Raw genomic sequence first — 21,290 nt, forward strand, 5'->3', positions numbered from 1 at the left:
CCTGTTAACGCAGCGTTTCGGCTTCATGCCAAAACGCTGCACTGTTATTTTGTGGAAACGGCCTGCCCCTGGTACCAGCGGCCACGCAATGTGTCGAAGGCCCAGTTGTAAATCACGCTATACGGCAGGAAGAACAGGAAGAAACCAATCTCGACCATAAACGCCTGAAGCAGCGTAATGTCGAGCATCCAGGCGGCTATCGGCAAGCCAATCAGGATAAACCCCCCTTCAAAGCCCACGGCGTGTGCCACACGCAGCGGCATTCGGCGCTTTTGGCCGACGGGGAAAAACTTATCGAAACCTGCGTTATAAATCATGTTCCATACCATCGCGACAGTCGACAACATAATTGACAGCGCCCCCATCTGGAACAGCGGCTTATCCATAATCCAGGCCGCAATCGGCGCACAAATCGCAATCGCGATAACTTCGAAACCCACCGCATGCACGATGCGCTCGGCAAATGTTCTTTTTTGAGATTGCATAATCCACTCCAGACTAAGTCATAACATTGTGACTAAGGTGCGCATTATCATCGTTATTTATGGTAGAATGAAGTCATTAACCATCGATAAAAGCGATATATAGAGAATGATGAAATACTCTCCTGAATCCCTCGAGGCGTTTCTGCAAGCGGTTGAAACCGGCTCGTTCTCTGCGGCTGCTCGCAAACTTAAAAAAAGCCAGTCAACGGTGAGCAGTGCGATTGCCAATCTGGAAGCCGATCTCGGCTTGACGCTGTTTGACCGCCAGAGCCGACAGCCAATGCTGACCGAGCAGGGTAAGCATATTTTGCCGTACATCCAGTCGATTATGGCGGCAAGCGAGCGGCTCAATGAAGCCTCGGTGCGTCTGGGCTCAGATGTGGAACCGCGCCTGAGTTTTGTGCTGTCTGATGTCTGGCAAACTGCGCATCATGAATCCATTCTCCAGCGTTTTTCACAGCGCTTCCCGGATATCGAATTTGAATGCCTGATTGCCGAAGATGAAGACGTTATCGACCTGATTCAGATTGGCCGGGCGCACGTTGGCGTGTTGCGAGTGCAGCCACGATACCCGGTTGATGTCAGCGTGGCGCGTTTGCAGGTCGGTGCAGAAATGGCCATTTTTATTCATCGACAGCATCCGTTAGCCCAATTGAAAACCGTCGAAATGGACAGTTTGCAGACGGTCCGTCAACTTCGTCTGAGCACATTTACTGATCCAACTCGTAATAAAAGCGGCGGCCCGATGTGGTCTTCACCGTCGTTGTTGATGCTGCTGGAAATGGCGGAACAAGGGTTTGGCTGGGGGATTTTACCGCGTTGGTTGGTTAAGCAGTTTGGACACAATATTTTGCAGGAGCTGCCTGTTGCAGGCTGGCCGCAGCGCATTGAAGTCGATGTTATCTGGTCAAATAAAACGCCCCCAGGACATGCAGGGCGTTGGATGATCGATCAGTTGCGGATGCAGGAAGGCTAAATAGGTTATTTCTTCTGCTTCGGTAAGGTCTTTAACAACTCGTCCGGGCTGATAGATGCCACCACATCGCTGCCCGGCAATGGCATTTTGAGGATGTGGTTCTTCATTTTGCCAATGACGTGCATTTCACACGGCCTGCAGTCAAATTTCAGCGTCAATACTTCATCCTGATGCACCAGTTGCATCGGGGATGCCTTCCAGCTTTTCACTGAACCTTTCGCCTGTTTCGGGCACAAGTTGAAGGCAAAACGCAGACAATGCTTGGTGATCATCACCGGCACATCGCCCTTCTCTTCGTGCGCTTCATATGCTGCGTCAATCAATTTCACGCCGTAACGCTGATAAAACTCACGCGCTTTGTGGTTGTATACGTTCGCCAGAAACGTGAGATGCTCTTCCGGATAGACGGGCGCAGGAACGCTCACCGCTTTACGGCTGCCACGTTGGTACTGCTGCAAACGCGCGTCACTTAGTTCGTCAATCGCTTCGCGGCGTAACTGGTTAAGCTGGCTGTTGGGGATAAACAGTGCTGCGGGTAAATTCAGATCAACTTTGCGCGCCTGGTACATGGTCTGCCCCAGTTTTGCCAGGCTGTCACGCAGGTTGGCATAGGCTTTTTCAGGGTTATTCGCCACGTCAAACTGCCCTTCCAGCGTTTTGCTGACGCTGACGCCCTCTTCACTGGTAATGGTCAGAACCAGCTGTTCTTGCCAGCCGCTAAGCTCCAGATCCACCGCAATTCGGCGCTCGCTGGACGTTTTAGTCAGCGCTTGTTGCCAGTTGTGATCAAGGTTGCGATTCAGCGGATGATTCGGACGCACATTTTTCAGGGTTTCTGGCATCTCATTTGGCCAGACGCGGTACTGATTTTTACCGGTTTTCTCTACCGTATTGGCGCGGAACCCTACAATTTCACGCTTAATCAACACATTCAGACCATCGCCATTGGTCAATGAATCAGTGACATTCACATCGAGGAAATCTTTACCCACTTTCAGCACTTCGCCCACTGGCAGACCGATATATTTAGGCGAATCAAACGCGCCGATATCAATTTTACGCTCGTTAACAAAGTAATCGGTGCTACCGCGATGGAAGGTTTTATCCGGCGATGGGATAAAGAAATGCGACGTCACGCCCGCTGACGCGCGAACTAAATCCGTGCGCTGCTCCATTAATTCATCCAGCAGCTGGCGGTAATACGAGGTGATGTTTTTCACATAGCTCATATCTTTGTAGCGCCCTTCAATCTTGAAGGAACGCACACCCGCATCAACCAGTGCCGCCAGGTTGGCGCTCTGGTCATTATCTTTCATCGACAGCAAGTGTTTTTCATAGGCGACAACGCGGCCCTGATCGTCTTTGAGCGTGTACGGTAAACGGCATGCCTGAGAACAATCACCACGGTTCGCACTACGCCCGGTCTGAGCGTGTGAAATATTGCATTGGCCGGAATACGCCACACACAACGCGCCATGGATAAAGAATTCAATGGTGGCATCGACGTTTTCGTGAATGGCGCGAATTTGGTTGAGGTTCAGTTCGCGAGCCAGCACGATTTGCGAGAAACCGACATCAGAAAGAAACTTCGCTTTTTCTACGCTACGAATGTCGCACTGGGTACTGGCGTGCAATTCAATCGGCGGCAGATCCATTTCCAACACGCCCATGTCCTGCACAATCAGCGCATCAACACCCACCTGATACAGGTCGTGGATCATTCGGCGAGCGGGTTCGAGTTCGTTGTCATGCAAAATGGTGTTGAGCGTAACGAAAATCTTCGCCCCATAACGATGGGCAAACGGCACCAGTTCTGCAAGATCTTGCAGGCTGTTACCGGCATTATGGCGTGCGCCAAAGCCAGGTCCACCGATGTAAACCGCATCCGCACCATGCAAAATAGCTTCGCGGGCGATGGCAGTGTCACGGGCAGGACTGAGTAGTTCGAGATGATTGGCGTGCAGGCGCATAGTGAATTTGTTTTCTGTGTTATGGGCGAAAGGCCGCTATTGTAGTCAGATTGGGCCTGCAATGCGATTCCTTCTTACCTTTCAATAACCCTCGCGTCTTTCTGGAAATGGATAAATCCTAAAAAACGTTATTTTCATTACCTGCGCACTTTCATTCGGATATTTAAATAAACAAAAGTAAAGGAGTTGTAATTAACCCGACGAAAGCACAATGATATTACCCAATGAGTTTATATAAAAAATAACAAATGTAATCTGAAAATGTCATTTCGATATAACAATTCAAAGGCGTTGACTTTTAAGGTATAAATATCAATAAGTTAAAACAGTTAAAAACACCAGATCAGACATCTTCTTTTGGCGTGACAACTCAAATAGGATGCAGCCCATACATCAGGGGATGCATCAGACCCACTATTTCCTGATGCAGAAACTCAGTCATTATTAATAATAAATTATAGGTACACCGTGATGAACTTGATGATAAGCAAAGGCTGTATTGCTGTAATTGTATTGTCTCTCGGCCTGACAGGATGCGGAATGGATAATATGACGCCTACCCAACAAGCGTTGTTGGCAGGTAGCGCCGCGGCGGCCGTTGGTGGCATTGCGTACGGTATTCATAAAAAACATGAAGCGGATAAAGAAAAACACAAACACGACGATAAAAATGATAATGACGATAACTATAACAATTCACACCACGCCCATCGCTATAATAATGACCAATGTTACGACCGCTACGGCGACTGGCGTTGTTAAGAGGCCACACGCCAGATTCTTTTTCTAACCCTATGTAATGTATTTTCATTGCCACATCCAAAGAGATGAGCTCTTGTGTGGCAATGTCGTCATATTTAATAAAGAATAAATGAGAGTATTTTATAACATAAGCTTTTAATTTATAGTTGCATGTAATAATAGTTTCGCTATGTAATGACCATAACGTTATGGTAGTGACACCGTAAAAACATGCAGCTTAGATGAAAGAAATGATAAAAAAAATTGATTACTCAAAGCTTTACCAGTCAGAAGGCACTAAGCTGCTATACAATAATTCGCTCCCTGGCATCCTGATTACTTTTATTGCCGCCACCGTGCTTGCTTTCACTTTTGTCGACAAAAACGATTTTCAGGCAAAACTCACCTGGTGGCTGGTGATGACGTTGATCTTAGCCATACGGACTATTGATACCAGGATGTGGGCAAAAAACCAAGCCGAACGAGACCACAAAAGCTGGTTGCTTCGGTTTTCATGCGGGTGTTTATGCAGCGCAGTGATGTGGAGCGTCTATGCCGTTGTGTTCTACCCGACATTTTCTATTGAAGAATTAAGCACCACCAATGTCATTCTCGCCGCAATGGCCGGCGGTGCCAGCAGCCTGCTTTCTGCAAGTCTGCTGCTCGCGGCGCTATACAACATTATTATCCTGATACCGATGTCAATCTTGCTCATGATGCAGCCTGAACAATATAAATTTAATCTTGGCGGCCTGGGTGTTTGCTTCACGATAATAATGATCATCTCATCTGCACGCTCTGCAAATTATATTAAAGAAGCCATTTTATTGCGTTGCAGAAATAAAAAACTCGTCTCACGCATGGAAGAAACCATTCGTATAAGAACCGAGGAAGTGTATGAGATTTCAAATAAAGACGCGTTAACCGGCCTATACAATCGCACAGCTTTTTTATCCGCCGTCGATCGCGTAGAACAAGACTTTAAGCAACATCATATCGAGGGGTTTTCAATATTCTTTATCGATCTTGATGGCTTTAAAAATATTAATGACACACTCGGCCACAATGCGGGCGACAGCGTGTTGGTGAGTATCAGTGCCCGACTTAAAAGCTGTAACGCTGCTGACACGTTGATGTGCCGCTGGGGAGGCGATGAGTTTATCCTGCTGGTGAAAGAGAGCCGACATCATGCAATCAGGGCTCTTGCGCAGCAAATTACGAGCACCCTTTCGTTGCCCATTGACGTTGGCGACCAAACTATCACTCTGAACGCGACCATTGGTATTGCGATTTGCCCTGAGCACAGCACCTCGATTACGCGTCTTATTCAACTGGCTGATATCGCTATGTATTCGCAAAAAGCCAAATATCCTGAACGCGTTGCTTTTTATAATCTCGATCTGGAACACAATCTGCTGCGTAAAATCATGCTTAACGAGGCGTTAAAAGGAACTCTTGAGCGGCAGGAATTTCGTCTTCTGTATCAGCCAATAGTCAATTCCGCAGGCCAGATTGTCAGCTTTGAAGCCTTAATGCGCTGGCGTTATCAAGGTCAGGAAATCTCGCCGGTTGAATTTATTCCGTTGATGGAAAAAAGCGGCCGCATCGTCGAAGTCGGTATTTGGGTATTGGAAGAAGCCTGTAAGACGTTGGCGAAGATGCGCCAATGCAATGCAGATATTTGCATGTGCGTGAATATTTCACTCATTCAGTTTTATGATAAAGGCTTTGTTAATCACGTTAAGCGGGTTATCGAACAATACGCAATACCAGGACATTTGCTGCATCTGGAAGTAACCGAATCGATATTCCGCTCCGACCAAATGCAGATTAACCAAAAAGTGAGCCAGTTACAGCAGTGCGGCGTGAAGTTATCTATCGATGATTTTGGCACGGGTTATTCGAGCCTTTCCGTTATCCAGAATATGAATATCGATTACATTAAAATCGACCGTTCCTTTATTCAGCATATTGAACAAAAGGGTCTGTCTATTGTGCAGGCCGTGATGAATATGTCCAAAAGCCTCAACTTTATGGTGATTGCTGAAGGCGTGGAAACGTATAAACAGCGCCAGATACTTGAACAATGCGGTATCCCCTATATGCAGGGTTACTATTTTTCCCGTCCGATGGAGCAATCGGAGGCGTGGAATTATCTCACCGCCGAGTTCAGTGAGATCCCATCTTAACTTGCAGATTTTTCAATATAAACTGATCTATTGTTAACGGTTTGTAATGTTATAGTCCGGTGACGCTATACCCAAAATAATTCGAGTTGCTTAAAGGCGGCAAGGGAAAGAGTCCCGATGAGCTTACTCTGGTAAGTGATTCGGGCGATTGAGCACAGCCAACGCATAAGCAGCTCGAAGTATGACGGGTATATAACAAAAAGGGAAAAAAATGCGCACATTATCCATTCCGTTACCCACGGTTTTAACCGGTTTTGTCGCCGTATTAGTCGGTTACGCAAGTTCAGCTGCCATCATCTGGCAGGCCGCTGAAGCCGCGGGTGCCAACCCGATGCAAATCGCGGGGTGGCTTACGATGCTGGGAATTGGCATGGGTATCAGTACCCTGGTGCTGACGATTTGGTATCGCACGCCGATTCTCACCGCCTGGTCGACGCCAGGTGCTGCGTTACTCGCCACCAGCTTACCGGGACATTCGCTGAACGAAGCCGTTGGGGTATTTATCTTCGCTTCGTTTTTAATTCTGCTCTGCGGCGCGACCGGTTTATTTGCCCGCTTAATGCGACTGATCCCTTCGACATTATCGGCCGCTATGCTCGCGGGTATCCTGCTGCGATTTGGCCTTGATGCCTTTACGTCATTGCAGGGTAATTTTTTACTCAGCGCGAGTATGCTGCTTGGCTGGTTGTTGGCAAAAGCCTGGTCACCGCGTTATGCCGTCGTCGTTGCCATGGTTGTCGGCCTGCTGGTGTGCGTGATGAGTGGTAATCTGCAAAACGGCAGCGTGCCCGTTGCGATGGTGATGCCTGAATTTACGGTTCCGCACTTTTCGCTTGGTAGCATGCTCGGTATCGGTATTCCCTTCTTTCTTGTCACGATGGCGTCACAAAATGCGCCCGGTGTGGCGACGCTGAAAGCCTCTGGTTTTGACGTCCCTGTCTCACCGCTGATTGTCGTCACCGCCGCCATTGCCCTGTTACTGGCTCCGTTTGGCGTATTTTCAGTTTGTATTGCTGCGATAACCGCCGCAATTTGCCAGGGAGCGGAAGCTCATCCTGATCCTTCAAAGCGCTGGCTTGCCGCGGCGGCTGCGGGAGTATTTTATTTGCTGGCGGGTATTTTTGGCGGCTCAATAACGACGCTGCTCACCGCACTCCCGGTTGCTTACATCCACACTCTGGCAGGCCTGGCATTACTCAGCACCATTGCCGGAAGTTTGTATCAGGCGTTGAACCATGAACGAGAGCGCGATGCCGCGATAGTGACCTTTTTAGTCACGGCATCCGGGGTCAATTTATTGGGGATCGGTTCTGCTTTTTGGGGGCTAATTGCGGGCGGAATGTGTTACGCGGTGTTCTCACTTTCCCGCCGCGCGTAGCTGCGAAGGCGTCACACCAAACGAGGCCTTAAAGCGATTGCTGAAATGGCTTGCGGAGCTAAACCCGCAAGCCATCGCAATATCGGTAAGCGTTAACGGGCTATTTTTCACCAGGTTTTCGGCACGCAGCATGCGCCGCTGCATCACATATTGATGAGGAGCGAGTTGTGTGGATTGCTTGAACATTCGTGCAAAATGAAACTCGCTCAAACCGGCTTCCAGCGCCAGTTCGGTCAGCGTTAAAGGTTCGCTAAGATGCTGTTCAATGTAGGCCTGGAGATTGCGTAACACTGCAGGTGCCAGCCCTCCACGGACATTCGGCAATCGCCACTGCACATTGCTGTAGGTCTGAATCAAATGCGTCAGTAACAATGTTGACGCCGTGCTGAGCGTTAGATGGTTCGCCCGTTGTTGCCAGTCGCTGCTTAACAGAAAATGGCGATATAACTGCGTGATGCGCGGATCCTCACTGAAAATTTTCTCATCAAGCTGAATAGACGCCGGACTTCGATCCCAAATTTGCTCCGCAATGCTGCGCAAATGCGCATCCGTGCAATACAGATGCACGAACGAAAAATGATTGCGGATATCCCAGGTCGTTTCGATATCTTGTGGCATCAGGCAAAACCGGTCTGGCCCGCCGCCGTTTTTCCAGCCGGATGAGGTTTTATGATAGGTTTCCTGGCCCTCATTCACATACATGCTCAACGTATGGTGATCGCTGCATTGCGTTACACGATCAAGGCTGTTTGACCACGCCGACAATTGGATGCCCGAACCCAGCTGCACGTTATCTTCCAGCACGGCATTGTGCTGGCGAAGATTTTCAAAAGCGTTATACGGCTGGGTCATCGCGAAATACCATCAAAGTTCAGAAGTGCCAGTTTAAGTAGTGCGCAGGTCTGTTACCAGATTTAAAGCATAACAATAGTCTGGCAGGTAAAAAAAACCGCAAGAATATGCAAGCCGCGCAAGCAAATGAAAGCATGCGATTATGCATTCGCCGATACTCTCCCTATCCGTTTGGGGAGACAACAACATGAATGCGTTACTTTATATTTCTGTGGTGGTGATTTGGGGGACGACCTGGCTTGCTATCTATATGCAACAAGGCGTGGTCTCAGTGCCCGTTTCAATTTTCTGGCGTTTTGCCGTGGCGGCGATTGTGATGCTTGTCGTGCTGCGCTCGTTGGGGCGTTTACGTCGAATCAGCTTGCGGGATCACCTCTTTTGTATGTTACAAGGCGGCTGTGTTTTCGGCTTCAACTTCGTCTGTTTTTATCATGCTGCGGCGTACATCAGCTCAGGGCTGGAGTCGGTGATTTTTTCCATGGCGGTACTGTTTAACGCGGTCAATAGCATGATTTTCTTCCGTCAGCGCCCTCATAAAAACTTGCTGCCCGCAGCGGCACTCGGCATTTCTGGGGTCATCGCGCTGTTCTGGCACGATCTGGTCGCCACACAACTGGCGCCCTCACTGCTGTTAGGCATCGGATTAAGTGCGCTCGGCACGTTTGGGTTTTCGCTCGGTAATATGATAAGCGCTCGCCATCAACGGCGCGGCCTGGAAACGCTGTCGACTAATACCTACGCCATGTTTTATGGCACCGTTATTATGGGCGTACTGGCCATCCTGCGTGGCGATTCGTTTATGCCCGAGTTCACACTGCGCTATCTGGGCTCGCTGTTCTATCTGGCCATTTTCGGCTCGGTGATTGCTTTCGGTGCCTATTTCACGCTCGTTGGGCGCATCGGTGCAAGCCAGGCGGCTTACAGTACGTTGCTGTTCCCGCTTGTCGCGCTGAGTCTCTCAACTCTTTATGAAGGTTATGTCTGGCACAGTAACGCCATTATCGGGCTGGTGATGATTCTGCTTGGCAATTTGGTGATGTTTTCAAAACCGGGGATGTTTAACTTCCTGACAGGACGCAAACGAACCGCGTAATAATGAAAAAGGGAGCTCAGCTCCCTTTTTCATTACAGATATCGTCGTTAAATCTTGTTGGTATCGAATACGGTGGCATCGGCTGCCAGGTCATCAATCACCTGCTTGAGGGTGTCAACCGTCATCGTAGCCCCTTCGTTGTTCAAATTTTTACCTTCGCCCTTGCGCACCACACGCATCACCGGTTTATTGGTGGCCGCATCGATCAATTCAGCCTCGTAATAGAGGTTGGTGTTCATGGTACGGTGACCTGTTGCCGCTTGCGTGCCGGCTACAACCAGCGCGATGGGCACAACTTCATAGAATTGCAGACCTTCTTTAGAACAATCCACAGCGGTAATTGCACTGCGGAAAATCAAACTGTGTGGGCCGGGTTTCGCCACTAGTGGCTTACGAGATTCCGCCACGGCTTTAAGTTTGGTGTTGGTATAGTCCAACAATGCCACCAGTGTTTTTTCGCCAATTTGAGTTGACGGTTTTGGCTCTGGATAATAGATGACGGAGTGGTAAACAACACTGTCGTAATGACTTCCTTTAAAGTCAGGATCGACCCAACGCATAATAGTTTTACCCGATCCCGATGTCGTTTCCTGTAGCGCCGAATAATCTTTTAAAAACCCCGAATACTTTTCAGGTGCCGGTACCGAAGAAGCACAACCCACTAATGCGAATATTCCGGCCAGATAAGCCGCTTTAAAATATATTGTTAGCTTCATTAAAATTCCCTTTAAATTACAAGTAAGTACGCGTGTTATAGCAATAAAAAGGAAAATAATGAAAGCTGAAAAATGCTAATTCCTTAAAAATAAACCTTGCTGATTAATATTTATTTATTACCCTTAGGAGAGCAATAATTATTTTACATGCATGATCTGATATATATATTAACTACAAATAATAAGGATTAAACATGACACCTCATCTGCGCATTGCACGACCTGTTACCGACCTTTCTCAAAGTAAAGAGATGTACTGTCAGGGGTTAGGTTTGCAGGATCTCGGGGGCTTTCACGAACACGATGGCTTCAGCGGCATTATGCTGGGGCGCGACGATTTAAGCTGGCATCTGGAATTTACCCTTTGCCACCGTCATCCGGTCGAACCTTCTGCCACCGCGGACGATCTGTTAGTGCTGTATTATCCAGATAACGCACAGTGGCAAAAAACCTGCCAGCAAATGCTGGAGGCAGGTTTTTTAACCATTAATAGTTTCAATCCGTACTGGGATGTCGCCGGAAGAACATTTATTGATAACGACGGTTATCGCGTTGTGCTACAAAACCGCGCGTGGCCACCGGTTTAAATTTTGCGGGCCAGCATAGTGGCAAAACGTAATTTAATGCGATTGCCTTGTTCATCGGTTTTATGCAACTCGCCGACATCTTCGTTGTATTTAATCAATTCCCAACCGGCATAATAATTACGCAGTTCACCTTCGACAAAGGCAAAAGGGAAACCGACGGTACAAGGGAAGTCCTCGGTATCCATTGCGGCGACAATCAGGTTATAGCCCCCTGCTTTGGTGCAACGCTGCATATCAGCAATCAAGCCGGGGATGGTGTTGCGTTCCAAAAACATCATCACCACGGTTGAAAGAATGAAATCGTACTCACCTTCAATCTGTAATGCGTTCAGATCGACCACATCGGTAATGATGTTTTTCAGCCCTTCCGCTTCAATAATCTTATTCAGGTTGTTGATGCTCATCTGGTTTTTATCCCAGGCCGTCACATCAAACCCTTTTTGATTCAGATACAGGCTGTTGCGCCCACTGCCACAGCCGAGATCTAACGTTTTCCCTGGCGGGACAATCGTTACCGCATTCAGTACTTCAGAGTGGGTACGCGTTAAACCATATTTCTCGGTGTAGTAATTTTCAGAAGCCATCTTAATTTGTCCTTTTTGCAGGCCGTTCACTACGCAACAGGAATTTACCCTGATAAAGCAGAACAATCGTGCGCAGTAACAACAGGCCAATAATAAAATTGGTGAAGATAAACAGCGGCAGCGCAATGGCGGTAAAAAGCCCGTCGTTACTGCTGTGGCTCAGATGCAACGCGGTGGTAGCAAGGGCCGAAATACCAAACGAGAAGCTCCAGAACGACGCGTTAAATGGCTGCGACAAATACCAGGGTATCAGGCGCAACATAAACAGCAGTTGCAGCAGTCCATAACCAAACAGCATTTTGGCGAAGAAATCTGGATTCCCACCGTTAACACTCAGGTAAGCATTACACGCCACCAGCGCCGGAGCGAGCTGAATACCTAATGATGAACGCGTGGGAGCGGGCAACTCACCGCCACTTCGCAAACGCTGCAAAATCGCAGGTTCCAGACTCAACCAGGAAAACACCCCCGCCCCGAAGAATAAAATCCCAAGGTCATGATACCCCAACGCTCCACAAGCCATGGCACTGATGAAATTATTTGCGACTGTCGGCAAATAAAGGCCGGGCGTAGTGTCACTCACCGGAAGACGGCCTCGCCACAATCCCGCACTTTGCCAGGCAGCATAAATCAATTGCACCAACGCGCCGAAGGCAAACAACCCCACGGCAAGAGGACGAATATAAGGTTCAACCGCGATCGCAACCAACATCGTGGTTGCAGGGAACAAGCTGACAAAACTCCCCTTTAAACTGTGGTTAGCTTCGTCGAGAACGCTCTGCGGATATTTCACCAGACGCATGATAAAAGCCGCTGCCAATGCCAGCCAGATGGCAATCGCCAAACTCTCTAACGCATCACCAATGACTGGCGATACCGACCAAACTTTAGCGGCATAACGCCACGCGAAACCCATGCCGATAACGCCAAGGACGATACCAAAATACCCTGCCGGGAGATTTAGCATGGTACGAATTGCTGACTTATTCATTAAGTTGAAATCTTAAAATTTATTTTAGATCGTATTTTATGCGAATGCGCGTCAGAACGCCATCTGGGGATTTACCTGCTACGTTTTAAACAGAGTCTGGAAAACACTGAGGCGTATCAGATGAACAAGTATCAGCTAACGGGTGATGCGAGACTACATGATTATCTGATTGATGGAAAAAAGCAGCAGGTCAAACTGTGGCAGGTCATGGCACTTTATGATTTCGGCGATGTTAAAGCCGGGCAACTTGGCGGCTGGATTGAAAACGAAGACAATCTCAGTCAGCACGGCCATTGCTGGATATATGGCAGCGAATGCGTGGTTTATGGCGGCTCGAATGTTGCTGATGATGCGCAAATTCACGGCAGCTCTACCCTATGCCACCAGGCACACGTCAGCGGAAAAAGTTTCGTTGAACAATCACTGATCAGCGGTGAATGCCATATTTTCGATGCTGCTCGCATTCTGAATGGCAGCCAGGTCATTGCCGTTCGTGGGCTGACCGCAGACGAAGACCAGTTACTGAAAATTTATGGTAACGCCACGGTTAACGCTTCCCGCGTGGTTCATCAGGCACAAATTTTTGGCAATGCCATTGTTAACAATGCTTTTATTGAACATCGTGCTGAAGTCTTCGGCCATGCTGTTCTTGAAGGCAACGACGAGAACAATATCTGGATTTGCGACTGTGCTCGTGTTTTTGATAATGCACGGATTATTGCCGGGCGCGGTGACGACCAAATCCCAACCATTCGATACTCCTCGCAAGTTTATGGTAACGCGCTGATTGAAGGTGATTGCGTCTTAAAGCACCAGGTAAATATTTTCGATGACGCCACGCTTATCGGCGGGCCTATTCAGCTCGACAACCAAGTACAAATCTACGGTCAGGCTCGCGTTACCGGCAATGTGCTCATCGAGAACAATGTGCAAATTTACGATAAAGCCGCCGTTGACGGTCTGGGCGGCGAGCTCATTCATATTCGCGGAATTAAAGATATTAACGGCGAACAACGTATTACGCGTTCACCGTTTTATGGGTTGTTTTAAGAAAGGCGCTCGGATGAAACAACTTATTCCACACTGCCCACAATCCGCCCATAAATATTCTGGTCTTGAAACTCGCCGTTTAAAAATTCGGCTTGTTTCAGACAACCTTCAAGGATGAAACCATTGCGTAACGCCACCTGATTACTGGCCAAATTGCTGACGATGCACTTAATCACAAAGCGGCGCACCACACCTTCGCGGGCATATTTTTCCACAATCGCCTGTATCGCGCGGGAAATAATTCCTTGCCCCTGTGCGTTTTTATCCAACCAGTAACCGATGTAAGCCACTTTATTGGTGGGCTCAATCTGGTTAAACGAAATGATCCCAACCATTTTCTGGTGCTGGAAGATCAGGAACATTTTCGCGTAGCCGCGATGATGCAGTATGTAATTGCCCTGCGCCATTTTGCGCGAGTCTTCAACCGACAGCACATATTGCGGCCAGTCCATCGCCGTTTGTAGCCAGGTTTTATTCTTCTGCACCAGCGCAAAAATCTCATCCGCGAAACGTTCGTGAATAGAATGCAGCGTCATGCTGTCGTCAAGGTTAATCAGGTCGTCTTGCCAGTTATCGGAATCCCGCACCCCATCTCTCCTTTTTTCTCTATCAGAGGGAAATCATGGTGCAGAAAAAGCCGTTGCACCACTGCTACTCCCCACAATTGCACAATGAATTTGCGGTACACGGCTTACCGTCGCTGATCTGAACGATTCGCCACGCTGGTATAGATATTGCTTTACATCTTTGTAACCTAAAGGAGACACAGATGAAAGCGATCATAATAGGCGGTGGCATTGGTGGACTTACGGCGGCAATAGCCCTGAAAAGATGTGGCATGACAACGGAAGTCTATGAAGCGGTTAAAGAAATTAAACCCGTCGGTGCGGCGATTTCTATTTGGCCTAATGGCGTGAAATGTTTGAACTGGCTGGGTATGAAAGAACAGCTCCAGCAACTTGGAGGGACCATGGAATTTATGGCCTACAAAGAGTGCGTTCACGGCCAAACTCTGACCCGTTTTAGTCTCGATCCTTTAATCAAAAGTGTGGGTGAACGCCCCTATCCTGTCGCTCGGGCCGAGCTGCAAGAGATGCTGATGGATACCTATGGCCGCGAGGATATACAGTTTGGCAAACGCGTGACTAGAGTTGAAGAGTTTGATGGCGGTGTTCGGGCCTTTTTTGAAGATGGGCATGTAGCCGTTGGCGATGTATTAATTGCCGCTGATGGCACGCATTCTGCGATTCGGCCTTATGTTCTTGGCCATCAGACTGAACGCCGTTATGCCGGCTATGTGAACTGGAACGGCCTTGTAGAAATTGACGAATCTATTGCTCCGGCCAATCAATGGACGACGTTTGTTGGCGAAGGCAAACGCGTCTCTTTAATGCCCGTTGCCGGTCATCGCTTCTATTTCTTCTTTGATGTGCCGTTAGAAAAAGGCTTACCAGAAGATCGCAGCACCATAAAAGCGGATTTAACCCGCTATTTTTCCGGCTGGGCACCCGCTGTTCAACAATTAATTTCCGCTATTAACCCTGACACCACTAACCGAATAGAAATTCATGATATCGAGCCATTTATGCAGCTGGTTCGCGGACGCGTTGCGCTACTTGGCGATTCAGGTCATAGCACCACACCTGATATTGGTCAGGGGGGGTGCGCAGCAATGGAAGACGCGGTGGTGTTGGCGGTCGCATTGCAGACCAATTCATTAGGTATCGAAGATGCGCTACTGCGTTATCAGGAAAAACGCGCTTATCGTGTCAAAGATCTGGTTCTTAAAGCACGAAAACGCTGCGATGTGACTCACGGGAAAGATATGAGTGTCACGCACGGTTGGTACGAAGAGTTGAAAAGTGAAACCGGCGAGCGCGTGCTTTCCGGGATGCGTGAAACCATTCTCGGTGGGCCGCTGGAGTGACGTTGCAGGAAATTTCATCACGATTCTGAAGCCGCTTCCAGAAATGACGTCAGAAATTGACGTCATTTTTTTATATGCTAGTATGACTTCATAAATTGATATCACGGAAGGATTCATGGGATATGACAAGGATTTTCTCAGAAACAAACATCAGGGCACGTTAAAGCAGATTTTTGCCAAACCCACGTCGACCAGCATCAGATGGCAGGATGTTGAAATGTTGATTATTGCACTAAACGGTGAAGTCAGAAGCGGTAAGGGATCGCGGGTGCGCTTCCTGTTAAAAGGCAGTATTGCGCATTTTCACCGCCCCCATCCGTCACCCGAGACTGACAAAGGTGCCATCGTCAATTTGCAAGAATGGTTTGAAAGTATTGGAGTAACACCATGACAACGACACATATGATCCCCAACACCATGGTGATTTGTGGGCAACCCGCATTGATCACCTGGGTTCCAGAAATCGGCTTGTTTCGCGGTAAATTTCTTGGTCTTTCAGGCTACTGTGATTTTGTCGCGGATAGTGCGAAGGGATTGATGGCTGAAGGCGAACTTTCGTTAAAAGAGTATCTGGATGATTGTAAAACCAGCGGCATTGATCCTTATGAGCGGGAAGAAAAAATAAAGACGTTCACCCTGCGTTATCCGGAGTCTTTCGGTGAACGTCTGGCGATTGCCGCTGCTGAACAACGTATGTCAGTTAATAGCTATATCGTTGAAATGCTGAGTAAACAGATGAAATTGAAATAAAAAAGCCCCGTATTTCTACGGGGCCATCTGGCTGACTTATTTCATTATGCGGTCATCAACGTATTTACGCTTATCCGGTGCTGGCGGGAAATAGTGATACAACCAGGTTTCACTAATGGCATCCCCCTGGCAGCGCAGGAACATACGCATATCGACCGGGTCGGTAGAGTCGTCAGTCGGATACCAGTCAAACAGAATGCGGTAGCCGTTGAATGGCTCGACATACAAAATTTCAATCTGTTTGGCTTCGCCATTAGACAAAGTGATAACCGGCTCAATCCCTTTCGGTGCTGCCGCTTTCAAATCACCGCCAATAAAATCAATCGCGAAACGACGTGACCATTTCTCAGGGAAATGCTCGCCTGGCGCCCAACCTTCCGGGAAGCTGCCCATGCCGGTACGCGTCGCGTAAACGCGTGCCAGCGGCGATTGGATCGGCGGCAATCCGCTCCAGTACAAACGGTATTTAAACTCCAGCTCGTCACCGGCTTTCACCGCTTTTTCCGGCTGCCAGAAGCAGACGATGTTATCCAGCGTTTCACCCGTGGTTGGGATTTCCATCAGGCCGATAGTGCCTTTGCCCCACTTGTTAAGCGGCTCAACCCACAAGCTTGGACGTTTGTTATACCACCCCATAATGTCCTGGTAGTTTGCAAACTCATGGTCTAATTGCAGCAAACCAAAGCCTTTCGGGTTGTTGTCGGTGTAGGCGTTGAACTGCAACTTCTGCGGATTATTCAGCGGACGCGTCACCCATTCCCCGTTACCACGCCACATCGCCAGGCGATCGGAGTCGTGAATTTGCGGGTGAATGGTGTCGCACATCCGGCGTTCGTTGGTGCCACAGGCAAACATACTGGTCATCGGTGCGATGCCGAGTTGTTTAATGTCTTCACGCGCATACAGGTGATTATCGACATCCATCACCACGCGTTCAGCTTCACAACGGATGGTAAATTTATAGGCCCCGGTGACGCTCGCGCTATCCAGCAGTGCGTAGACCACAAAGGTGGTGTCGCCCGCTTTCGCCGTTTCAAACCAGAAAGAAGTAAAGTCCGGGAACTCCTCCAACTGATCGGTATAGGTATTGACCGCCAGTCCACGCGCAGACAAGCCATATTGATAGGTGTTATCTACCGCACGGAAATAGCTCGCGCCGAGGAAGGAAACCACGTCGCGTCGCGCCAGTTCAGGTGCTTTAAAGGCTTTAAAACCGGCAAAGCCGAGGTCAATCTGGCCTTCAAGCTGTTTGGTATCTACACCCGCATCGTTGTACTTGAACAACTCTGGGCGGAAGTGAATTTCACGTGCCTGATGCGATGACGGGTCCACCGAGAACATGCGCACACGGCGACGGAACCCCATCCCCACGTGGAAAAACTGCACATCAAGCTGGCGGTTTTCAATGTTATTCCACAGTGAATGGTCCGCATCATATTGAATGGCGTTGTAAGCCTGAGGCGTTAAATTTGCCAGGGTGTCAGGCAATGGGCGTGGCTTTCCGACCCAGGGTTTCTTCGACAGGTCATGGGCCATTGACTGGAGCACCGTGAAATCGAACGAAGTGGTACGACCATCGGCAATTTCAGACTCTGACGCGTAAGCGGCGCGTGAGAAGAGCGTGGCAAGTGAAGTTGTGCCGCTGACTGCGGCGAGAGCCATGGAGGCTTTGATAAAACGTCTGCGGTTCATGCCTGAAAAATAGTCCTTCATTGTCGATGTGTTTCACCCCACCGGCTATACCCGTCATACTTCAAGCCGCAGGTGCGTTGACTGCGATCATGCGCCCCAGTCACATAGTTATCTATGCTCCTGGGGACTTATGCTCTGGCCGCCTTCCTGCGGCTCGAATTATTTTGGGTATAGAAGCTGTTAAGACCGAACACTTTAGACAAAAATCACTGAAAAACCAATCAGAGACACAGACCTTTACGCTTTGTGTGAAGTTTATTTCACACTGACATCAATACCCGGGAAATACTTCTTCGCAAGCGCGGTAATCGTGCCGTCGGTACGCACTTTTTCGATAGCCGCATCCAACTGTTTCTTGGTTTGCTCATCGCCTTTACGCAGGCCATAACCAATCCCGCTGCCCAGAATCGTGTCATCGCTGACCGGTTTGCCGATAAAACCAAAACCTTTGCCCTGCGGCTTACTCAAGAAGCCCGCCTGGCCCGCTGCGGACATCACCAGCGACGCATCGATTCGGCCATTGAGCAAATCACCCCACGCCATATTCTGGTCTTTGTAGGAAACGACCGTCACACCGTGTTTTTCCCAATGTTCCTTCGCATAGGTTTCCTGAATAGAACCTTGCAGAACACCGATGGTTTTGCCTTTCAGCCCTTCGGGTGTAGCCTCCATTCCACTGTCCAGCTTGCCCACGAGTTGAGAAGGAATACGGTAGATTGGCTGGGTAAAATCAATACTTTTACGACGCTGTTCGGTGATGTTCATTGCCGAGTTAATGGCATCGAATTTCTTCGCCACCAGCCCTGGAATTAACGCATCAAAAGAGGTTTCCACCCATGTACATTTCAGGCTCGCGGCTTTACAAATCGCGTTCCCCAGGTCGATATCAAACCCTTCCAACTCGCCTGACGAGTTACGGCTTTCAAAAGGAGGATACTCAGCTTCAACGCCATAGCGCATTTCGCTTGCCGCAAATGTAGAGAATGAAGCACACATCCCAACCAACAAACTTAACGCATAAACTTTTTTCATTATGACCTCGTATCAGCGTGGCTTAACCTGGCAAAGTGCCTGAGCACCCGCACGTAACGTAGCTTCATCTTTAGCAAATGACAAACGAATCAACTTGTTGTCTGTCCCATCGGTATAAAACGCGGAGAGCGGAATGGTCGCCACGCCATATTGAGTAATTAAACGTTTAACCATTTCACTGTCGGATTCATCGCTGAAATGACTGAATTTTGCTAACAGGAAGAACGAACCCGCACTCGGCAGCAGCTCGAATGGCGACTCCGCCAATAATGACTGCATTAAATCGCGTTTACGTTGATAAAACGCCGCCAGCGACAAATAGGTATCCGGGTTTGTCATATATTCAGCAAAGGCATACTGCATTGGCGTGTCAGCGGAGAACATCAGGAACTGATGCACTTTGCAGATTTCCGACATCAGCTCCGCAGGCGCCAGGCAATACCCCACACGCCAGCCTGTCACATGGAAGGTTTTACCAAACGAGGAGACAATCACGCTGCGCTCGGCCAGCGCCGGATGCGTTGCCATACCGTGATGGAGTTCCCCATCAAACACGATGTGTTCATAGACTTCATCGGACAAAATAATGATGTCGGTATTGCGCGTCAGTGCCGCCAGCATTTCCAGATCGTGAGCGCTAAACACTTGTCCGCTTGGGTTGTGCGGCGTGTTAACGATGATCATGCGGGTACGTGGGCTAATGGCGGCACGGACTTCGTCCCAGTTGACGGTGAAATCTGGCAACGCCAGTTTCAGTGCCACAGGTGTCGCCCCCTGCAGGCGCACAATCGGAGCGTAGCTATCAAAAGACGGTTCGAAGTAAATCACTTCATCGCCCGGATGGACTAACCCGCTAATGGCCGAATACAGCCCTTCGCTGGCACTCGCGGTAATCAGGATTTCATCATCAACGTCATAATGTGAGCCGTAAAGCGTCGCCACTTTTTCAGCGATCAGCGTTTTTAACGGCCTGTAACCGGTCATCGATGCATATTGGTTATGATTGTCCTGCATCGCTTTCGTCACGCCGGCGATCAGTTTTGGGTCAGGTGAAAAATTAGGGGCGCCCTGGGAAAGGTTGATGGCGTTATGTTGCGCCGAGAGTTGGCCAATAACGGTAAAAATAGTGGTTCCAACATCCGGTAATTTTGAACGAAGTTGCACCGGGGTTTGCATAGTCATGGCCGCTCCTGTGAATGCTTAATCTGCATAACTATTCAAACTGTAACGGGTTGCTACCACAACCGAATTGTTGTCATAATAGCCATGCGAAAAATTCATAGCTCAATGGAGAGCCATCACAGATGCGGCGTAATTTTCCTCTGAATACGGTTGATGCTTTCCTGGTGACGGCAAAACATTTGAATCTGACGCGCGCCGCCAAAGAGTTGTGTCTGACGCAAGGCGCGGTGAGCCGCAAAATCTCTACCCTCGAAGAGTGGCTGGGTTATTCGTTGTTTGACCGACATGCCCGTGGATTGCATTTAACCCCTCAGGGAAATGCCCTGCTGCCAGAAATGCAGCACGCGTTTGAACATTTGCTGAGTGTCGCCAACAACGCCTGCCTTAAATCCCGTGTGATTCGCCTGAAGGCCCCGACCTGCGCCATGCGCTGGCTGGTGCCTAAGCTTGTGCAACTTGAGAGCGCCGCCCCTGACATTCAGGTGGAGTTAACCACCACGGTTGAACATGGGGTTAATTTCAAAAACGAGTCTTACGATGCTGCAATTATTTTCGGCCAGCCTGATAACGGTGGCACGCTACTGTTTGAGGAATGCCTCACGCCGGTGATAAGCCAGCATTTGCTGCCGGATGAGCCGCTCACTGCCGAAATCCTGAGCCGCTATACCTTTCTGCATCCGACACGCGATCGTACCGATTGGTCACTGTGGCTGGTGCAAAATACAGACATCACGCCTGTTATGCATAAAAATCAACACTTCGACACTATGGATTTAGCCATCAGCGCGGCAATTCAAGGTTTTGGAATTGCGATCGCCGATGTCACGCTGGTGGCGGAAGATTTGCGGCGTGGACGATTGGTGCAGCCGTTCGCAAGCAGTGTAAAAACCGGTGCGTGTTACCGTTTGTCTTTGCGTCCTGGCAACGAGAACGACGCAGGGCTGGAGTCGTTTAAAGCGGGTTTACTGACGTTGAGTCTGTAAGTTACCCGCCTAATATCACTCTTATCAGTCAGAAGAGATCTGCAATTTCACCGTTTTTCCGTTCACCAACACAGCTGGTTATCTCTGTAACCGTTGCTAACGGTGAACGTGC

The 21,290-nt window shown here is 48.9% G+C and carries 21 protein-coding genes; 11 read left to right on the top strand and 10 right to left on the bottom strand.

All coding sequences use genetic code 11. The features are described 5' to 3' along the window. Positions 1-44: 44 nt before the first annotated feature. Complete coding sequence (locus OH773_RS11485) at positions 45-485, bottom strand: multidrug/biocide efflux PACE transporter (protein ID WP_270138737.1); 441 nt, start codon at positions 483-485, stop codon at positions 45-47. 109 nt (positions 486-594) lie between these two features. Here OH773_RS11485 and OH773_RS11490 point away from each other — a divergent pair, with 109 nt between their 5' ends. Continuing rightward, on the top strand, positions 595-1,461 hold the full coding sequence (locus OH773_RS11490) for a LysR family transcriptional regulator (RefSeq protein WP_270145817.1): 867 nt from the start codon (positions 595-597) through the stop codon (positions 1,459-1,461). A 5-nt stretch (positions 1,462-1,466) separates the two neighbouring features. Here OH773_RS11490 and OH773_RS11495 read toward each other — a convergent pair whose 3' ends face one another. After that, positions 1,467-3,431: a peptidase U32 family protein gene (locus OH773_RS11495; protein WP_183271516.1), complete on the bottom strand. Its 1,965-nt coding sequence runs from the start codon at positions 3,429-3,431 to the stop codon at positions 1,467-1,469. Between the two features lie 540 nt (positions 3,432-3,971). On the opposite strand from OH773_RS11495, the gene OH773_RS11500 reads away from it, so the two are divergent. From OH773_RS11500 to OH773_RS11510, 3 genes are all read left to right on the top strand, one after another. Next, positions 3,972-4,193 (top strand): hypothetical protein, encoded by a 222-nt coding sequence (locus OH773_RS11500; protein WP_270138740.1) that lies wholly within the window; start codon positions 3,972-3,974, stop codon positions 4,191-4,193. Between the two features lie 230 nt (positions 4,194-4,423). Next, on the top strand, positions 4,424-6,361 hold the full coding sequence (locus OH773_RS11505) for a putative bifunctional diguanylate cyclase/phosphodiesterase (RefSeq protein WP_270138742.1): 1,938 nt from the start codon (positions 4,424-4,426) through the stop codon (positions 6,359-6,361). 211 nt (positions 6,362-6,572) lie between these two features. Next, a complete protein-coding gene (locus OH773_RS11510; RefSeq protein ID WP_270138744.1) occupies positions 6,573-7,739 on the top strand; it encodes a benzoate/H(+) symporter BenE family transporter in 1,167 nt (388 codons plus the stop codon). Here the strand turns inward: OH773_RS11510 and OH773_RS11515 are convergent. Continuing rightward, complete coding sequence (locus OH773_RS11515) at positions 7,719-8,591, bottom strand: AraC family transcriptional regulator (protein WP_270138746.1); 873 nt, start codon at positions 8,589-8,591, stop codon at positions 7,719-7,721. The two genes, OH773_RS11510 and OH773_RS11515, sit on opposite strands and share 21 nt — an antisense overlap. A 187-nt stretch (positions 8,592-8,778) precedes the next feature. Between OH773_RS11515 and OH773_RS11520 the strand changes: the two genes are divergently transcribed. Further along, positions 8,779-9,684, top strand: coding sequence for a DMT family transporter (locus OH773_RS11520; protein ID WP_270138748.1), 906 nt, complete (start codon positions 8,779-8,781; stop codon positions 9,682-9,684). A gap of 47 nt (positions 9,685-9,731) precedes the next feature. Here the strand turns inward: OH773_RS11520 and OH773_RS11525 are convergent, their stop codons facing one another. Further along, the gene (locus tag OH773_RS11525; RefSeq protein ID WP_270138750.1) at positions 9,732-10,400 is read right to left on the bottom strand and encodes a DUF3313 domain-containing protein; all 669 of its coding nucleotides are present in this window, start codon (positions 10,398-10,400) and stop codon (positions 9,732-9,734) included. 194 nt (positions 10,401-10,594) lie between these two features. Between OH773_RS11525 and OH773_RS11530 the strand changes: the two genes are divergently transcribed. Further along, entirely contained in the window at positions 10,595-10,987 is a 393-nt protein-coding gene (locus OH773_RS11530; protein ID WP_270138752.1) for a VOC family protein, read from the top strand. Here OH773_RS11530 and tehB read toward each other — a convergent pair. Together tehB and tehA are read right to left on the bottom strand one after the other, a co-directional pair. After that, positions 10,984-11,571 (bottom strand): tellurite resistance methyltransferase TehB, encoded by a 588-nt coding sequence (gene tehB / locus OH773_RS11535; RefSeq protein ID WP_442865608.1) that lies wholly within the window; start codon positions 11,569-11,571, stop codon positions 10,984-10,986. The genes OH773_RS11530 and tehB overlap by 4 nt on opposite strands. 1 nt (position 11,572) lies before the next feature. Continuing rightward, on the bottom strand, positions 11,573-12,562 hold the full coding sequence (tehA, locus tag OH773_RS11540) for a dicarboxylate transporter/tellurite-resistance protein TehA (RefSeq protein ID WP_270138754.1): 990 nt from the start codon (positions 12,560-12,562) through the stop codon (positions 11,573-11,575). A 120-nt stretch (positions 12,563-12,682) separates the two neighbouring features. On the opposite strand from tehA, the gene ydcK reads away from it, so the two are divergent. After that, the gene (gene ydcK / locus OH773_RS11545; protein WP_270138756.1) at positions 12,683-13,612 is read left to right on the top strand and encodes a YdcK family protein; all 930 of its coding nucleotides are present in this window, start codon (positions 12,683-12,685) and stop codon (positions 13,610-13,612) included. Between the two features lie 23 nt (positions 13,613-13,635). Here the strand turns inward: ydcK and rimL are convergent, their stop codons facing one another. Then, positions 13,636-14,148: a 50S ribosomal protein L7/L12-serine acetyltransferase gene (rimL, locus tag OH773_RS11550; RefSeq protein WP_270145823.1), complete on the bottom strand. Its 513-nt coding sequence runs from the start codon at positions 14,146-14,148 to the stop codon at positions 13,636-13,638. 233 nt (positions 14,149-14,381) lie between these two features. Between rimL and hpxO the strand changes: the two genes are divergently transcribed. The 3 genes from hpxO (at position 14,382) to OH773_RS11565 (ending at position 16,289) form a co-directional block, all read left to right on the top strand. Further along, complete coding sequence (gene hpxO, locus OH773_RS11555; RefSeq protein ID WP_270138759.1) at positions 14,382-15,539, top strand: FAD-dependent urate hydroxylase HpxO; 1,158 nt, start codon at positions 14,382-14,384, stop codon at positions 15,537-15,539. A 115-nt stretch (positions 15,540-15,654) separates the two neighbouring features. Next, positions 15,655-15,930, top strand: coding sequence for a type II toxin-antitoxin system HicA family toxin (locus OH773_RS11560; RefSeq protein WP_270138761.1), 276 nt, complete (start codon positions 15,655-15,657; stop codon positions 15,928-15,930). Continuing rightward, positions 15,927-16,289, top strand: a complete 363-nt coding sequence (locus OH773_RS11565; protein WP_442865609.1) for a type II toxin-antitoxin system HicB family antitoxin — start codon at positions 15,927-15,929, stop codon at positions 16,287-16,289. Before OH773_RS11560 ends, OH773_RS11565 begins: the two co-directional genes overlap by 4 nt. 36 nt (positions 16,290-16,325) lie before the next feature. Here the strand turns inward: OH773_RS11565 and OH773_RS11570 are convergent, their stop codons facing one another. The 3 genes from OH773_RS11570 to OH773_RS11580 form a co-directional block, all read right to left on the bottom strand. Beyond that, complete coding sequence (locus OH773_RS11570) at positions 16,326-17,981, bottom strand: glucan biosynthesis protein D (protein ID WP_270138763.1); 1,656 nt, start codon at positions 17,979-17,981, stop codon at positions 16,326-16,328. A gap of 255 nt (positions 17,982-18,236) precedes the next feature. Further along, a complete protein-coding gene (locus OH773_RS11575) occupies positions 18,237-19,013 on the bottom strand; it encodes an ABC transporter substrate-binding protein (RefSeq protein ID WP_270138765.1) in 777 nt (258 codons plus the stop codon). A 12-nt stretch (positions 19,014-19,025) separates the two neighbouring features. Further along, complete coding sequence (locus tag OH773_RS11580) at positions 19,026-20,195, bottom strand: pyridoxal phosphate-dependent aminotransferase (protein ID WP_270138767.1); 1,170 nt, start codon at positions 20,193-20,195, stop codon at positions 19,026-19,028. 122 nt (positions 20,196-20,317) lie between these two features. Between OH773_RS11580 and OH773_RS11585 the strand changes: the two genes are divergently transcribed. Further along, the gene (locus tag OH773_RS11585) at positions 20,318-21,178 is read left to right on the top strand and encodes a LysR substrate-binding domain-containing protein (RefSeq protein WP_270138769.1); all 861 of its coding nucleotides are present in this window, start codon (positions 20,318-20,320) and stop codon (positions 21,176-21,178) included. Positions 21,179-21,290 lie beyond the last annotated feature (112 nt).

Source organism: Buttiauxella sp. WJP83, from assembly GCF_027594725.1.
In the GTDB taxonomy this organism is placed as follows: Bacteria; Pseudomonadota; Gammaproteobacteria; order Enterobacterales; family Enterobacteriaceae; genus Buttiauxella; species Buttiauxella selenatireducens.

What these genes read in the sequence shown, in the direction of transcription:
- OH773_RS11485 (WP_270138737.1), bottom strand. Translation starts at nt 485, where the DNA reads ATGCAATCTCAAAAAAGAACATTTGCCGAGCGCATCGTGCATGCGGTG.
- OH773_RS11490 (WP_270145817.1), top strand. Translation starts at nt 595, where the DNA reads ATGAAATACTCTCCTGAATCCCTCGAGGCGTTTCTGCAAGCGGTTGAA.
- OH773_RS11495 (WP_183271516.1), bottom strand. Translation starts at nt 3,431, where the DNA reads ATGCGCCTGCACGCCAATCATCTCGAACTACTCAGTCCTGCCCGTGAC.
- OH773_RS11500 (WP_270138740.1), top strand. Translation starts at nt 3,972, where the DNA reads ATGGATAATATGACGCCTACCCAACAAGCGTTGTTGGCAGGTAGCGCC.
- OH773_RS11505 (WP_270138742.1), top strand. Translation starts at nt 4,424, where the DNA reads ATGATAAAAAAAATTGATTACTCAAAGCTTTACCAGTCAGAAGGCACT.
- OH773_RS11510 (WP_270138744.1), top strand. Translation starts at nt 6,573, where the DNA reads ATGCGCACATTATCCATTCCGTTACCCACGGTTTTAACCGGTTTTGTC.
- OH773_RS11515 (WP_270138746.1), bottom strand. Translation starts at nt 8,591, where the DNA reads ATGACCCAGCCGTATAACGCTTTTGAAAATCTTCGCCAGCACAATGCC.
- OH773_RS11520 (WP_270138748.1), top strand. Translation starts at nt 8,779, where the DNA reads ATGAATGCGTTACTTTATATTTCTGTGGTGGTGATTTGGGGGACGACC.
- OH773_RS11525 (WP_270138750.1), bottom strand. Translation starts at nt 10,400, where the DNA reads ATGAAGCTAACAATATATTTTAAAGCGGCTTATCTGGCCGGAATATTC.
- OH773_RS11530 (WP_270138752.1), top strand. Translation starts at nt 10,595, where the DNA reads ATGACACCTCATCTGCGCATTGCACGACCTGTTACCGACCTTTCTCAA.
- tehB (WP_442865608.1), bottom strand. Translation starts at nt 11,571, where the DNA reads ATGGCTTCTGAAAATTACTACACCGAGAAATATGGTTTAACGCGTACC.
- tehA (WP_270138754.1), bottom strand. Translation starts at nt 12,562, where the DNA reads ATGAATAAGTCAGCAATTCGTACCATGCTAAATCTCCCGGCAGGGTAT.
- ydcK (WP_270138756.1), top strand. Translation starts at nt 12,683, where the DNA reads ATGAACAAGTATCAGCTAACGGGTGATGCGAGACTACATGATTATCTG.
- rimL (WP_270145823.1), bottom strand. Translation starts at nt 14,148, where the DNA reads ATGACGCTGCATTCTATTCACGAACGTTTCGCGGATGAGATTTTTGCG.
- hpxO (WP_270138759.1), top strand. Translation starts at nt 14,382, where the DNA reads ATGAAAGCGATCATAATAGGCGGTGGCATTGGTGGACTTACGGCGGCA.
- OH773_RS11560 (WP_270138761.1), top strand. Translation starts at nt 15,655, where the DNA reads ATGGGATATGACAAGGATTTTCTCAGAAACAAACATCAGGGCACGTTA.
- OH773_RS11565 (WP_442865609.1), top strand. Translation starts at nt 15,927, where the DNA reads ATGACAACGACACATATGATCCCCAACACCATGGTGATTTGTGGGCAA.
- OH773_RS11570 (WP_270138763.1), bottom strand. Translation starts at nt 17,981, where the DNA reads ATGAACCGCAGACGTTTTATCAAAGCCTCCATGGCTCTCGCCGCAGTC.
- OH773_RS11575 (WP_270138765.1), bottom strand. Translation starts at nt 19,013, where the DNA reads ATGAAAAAAGTTTATGCGTTAAGTTTGTTGGTTGGGATGTGTGCTTCA.
- OH773_RS11580 (WP_270138767.1), bottom strand. Translation starts at nt 20,195, where the DNA reads ATGACTATGCAAACCCCGGTGCAACTTCGTTCAAAATTACCGGATGTT.
- OH773_RS11585 (WP_270138769.1), top strand. Translation starts at nt 20,318, where the DNA reads ATGCGGCGTAATTTTCCTCTGAATACGGTTGATGCTTTCCTGGTGACG.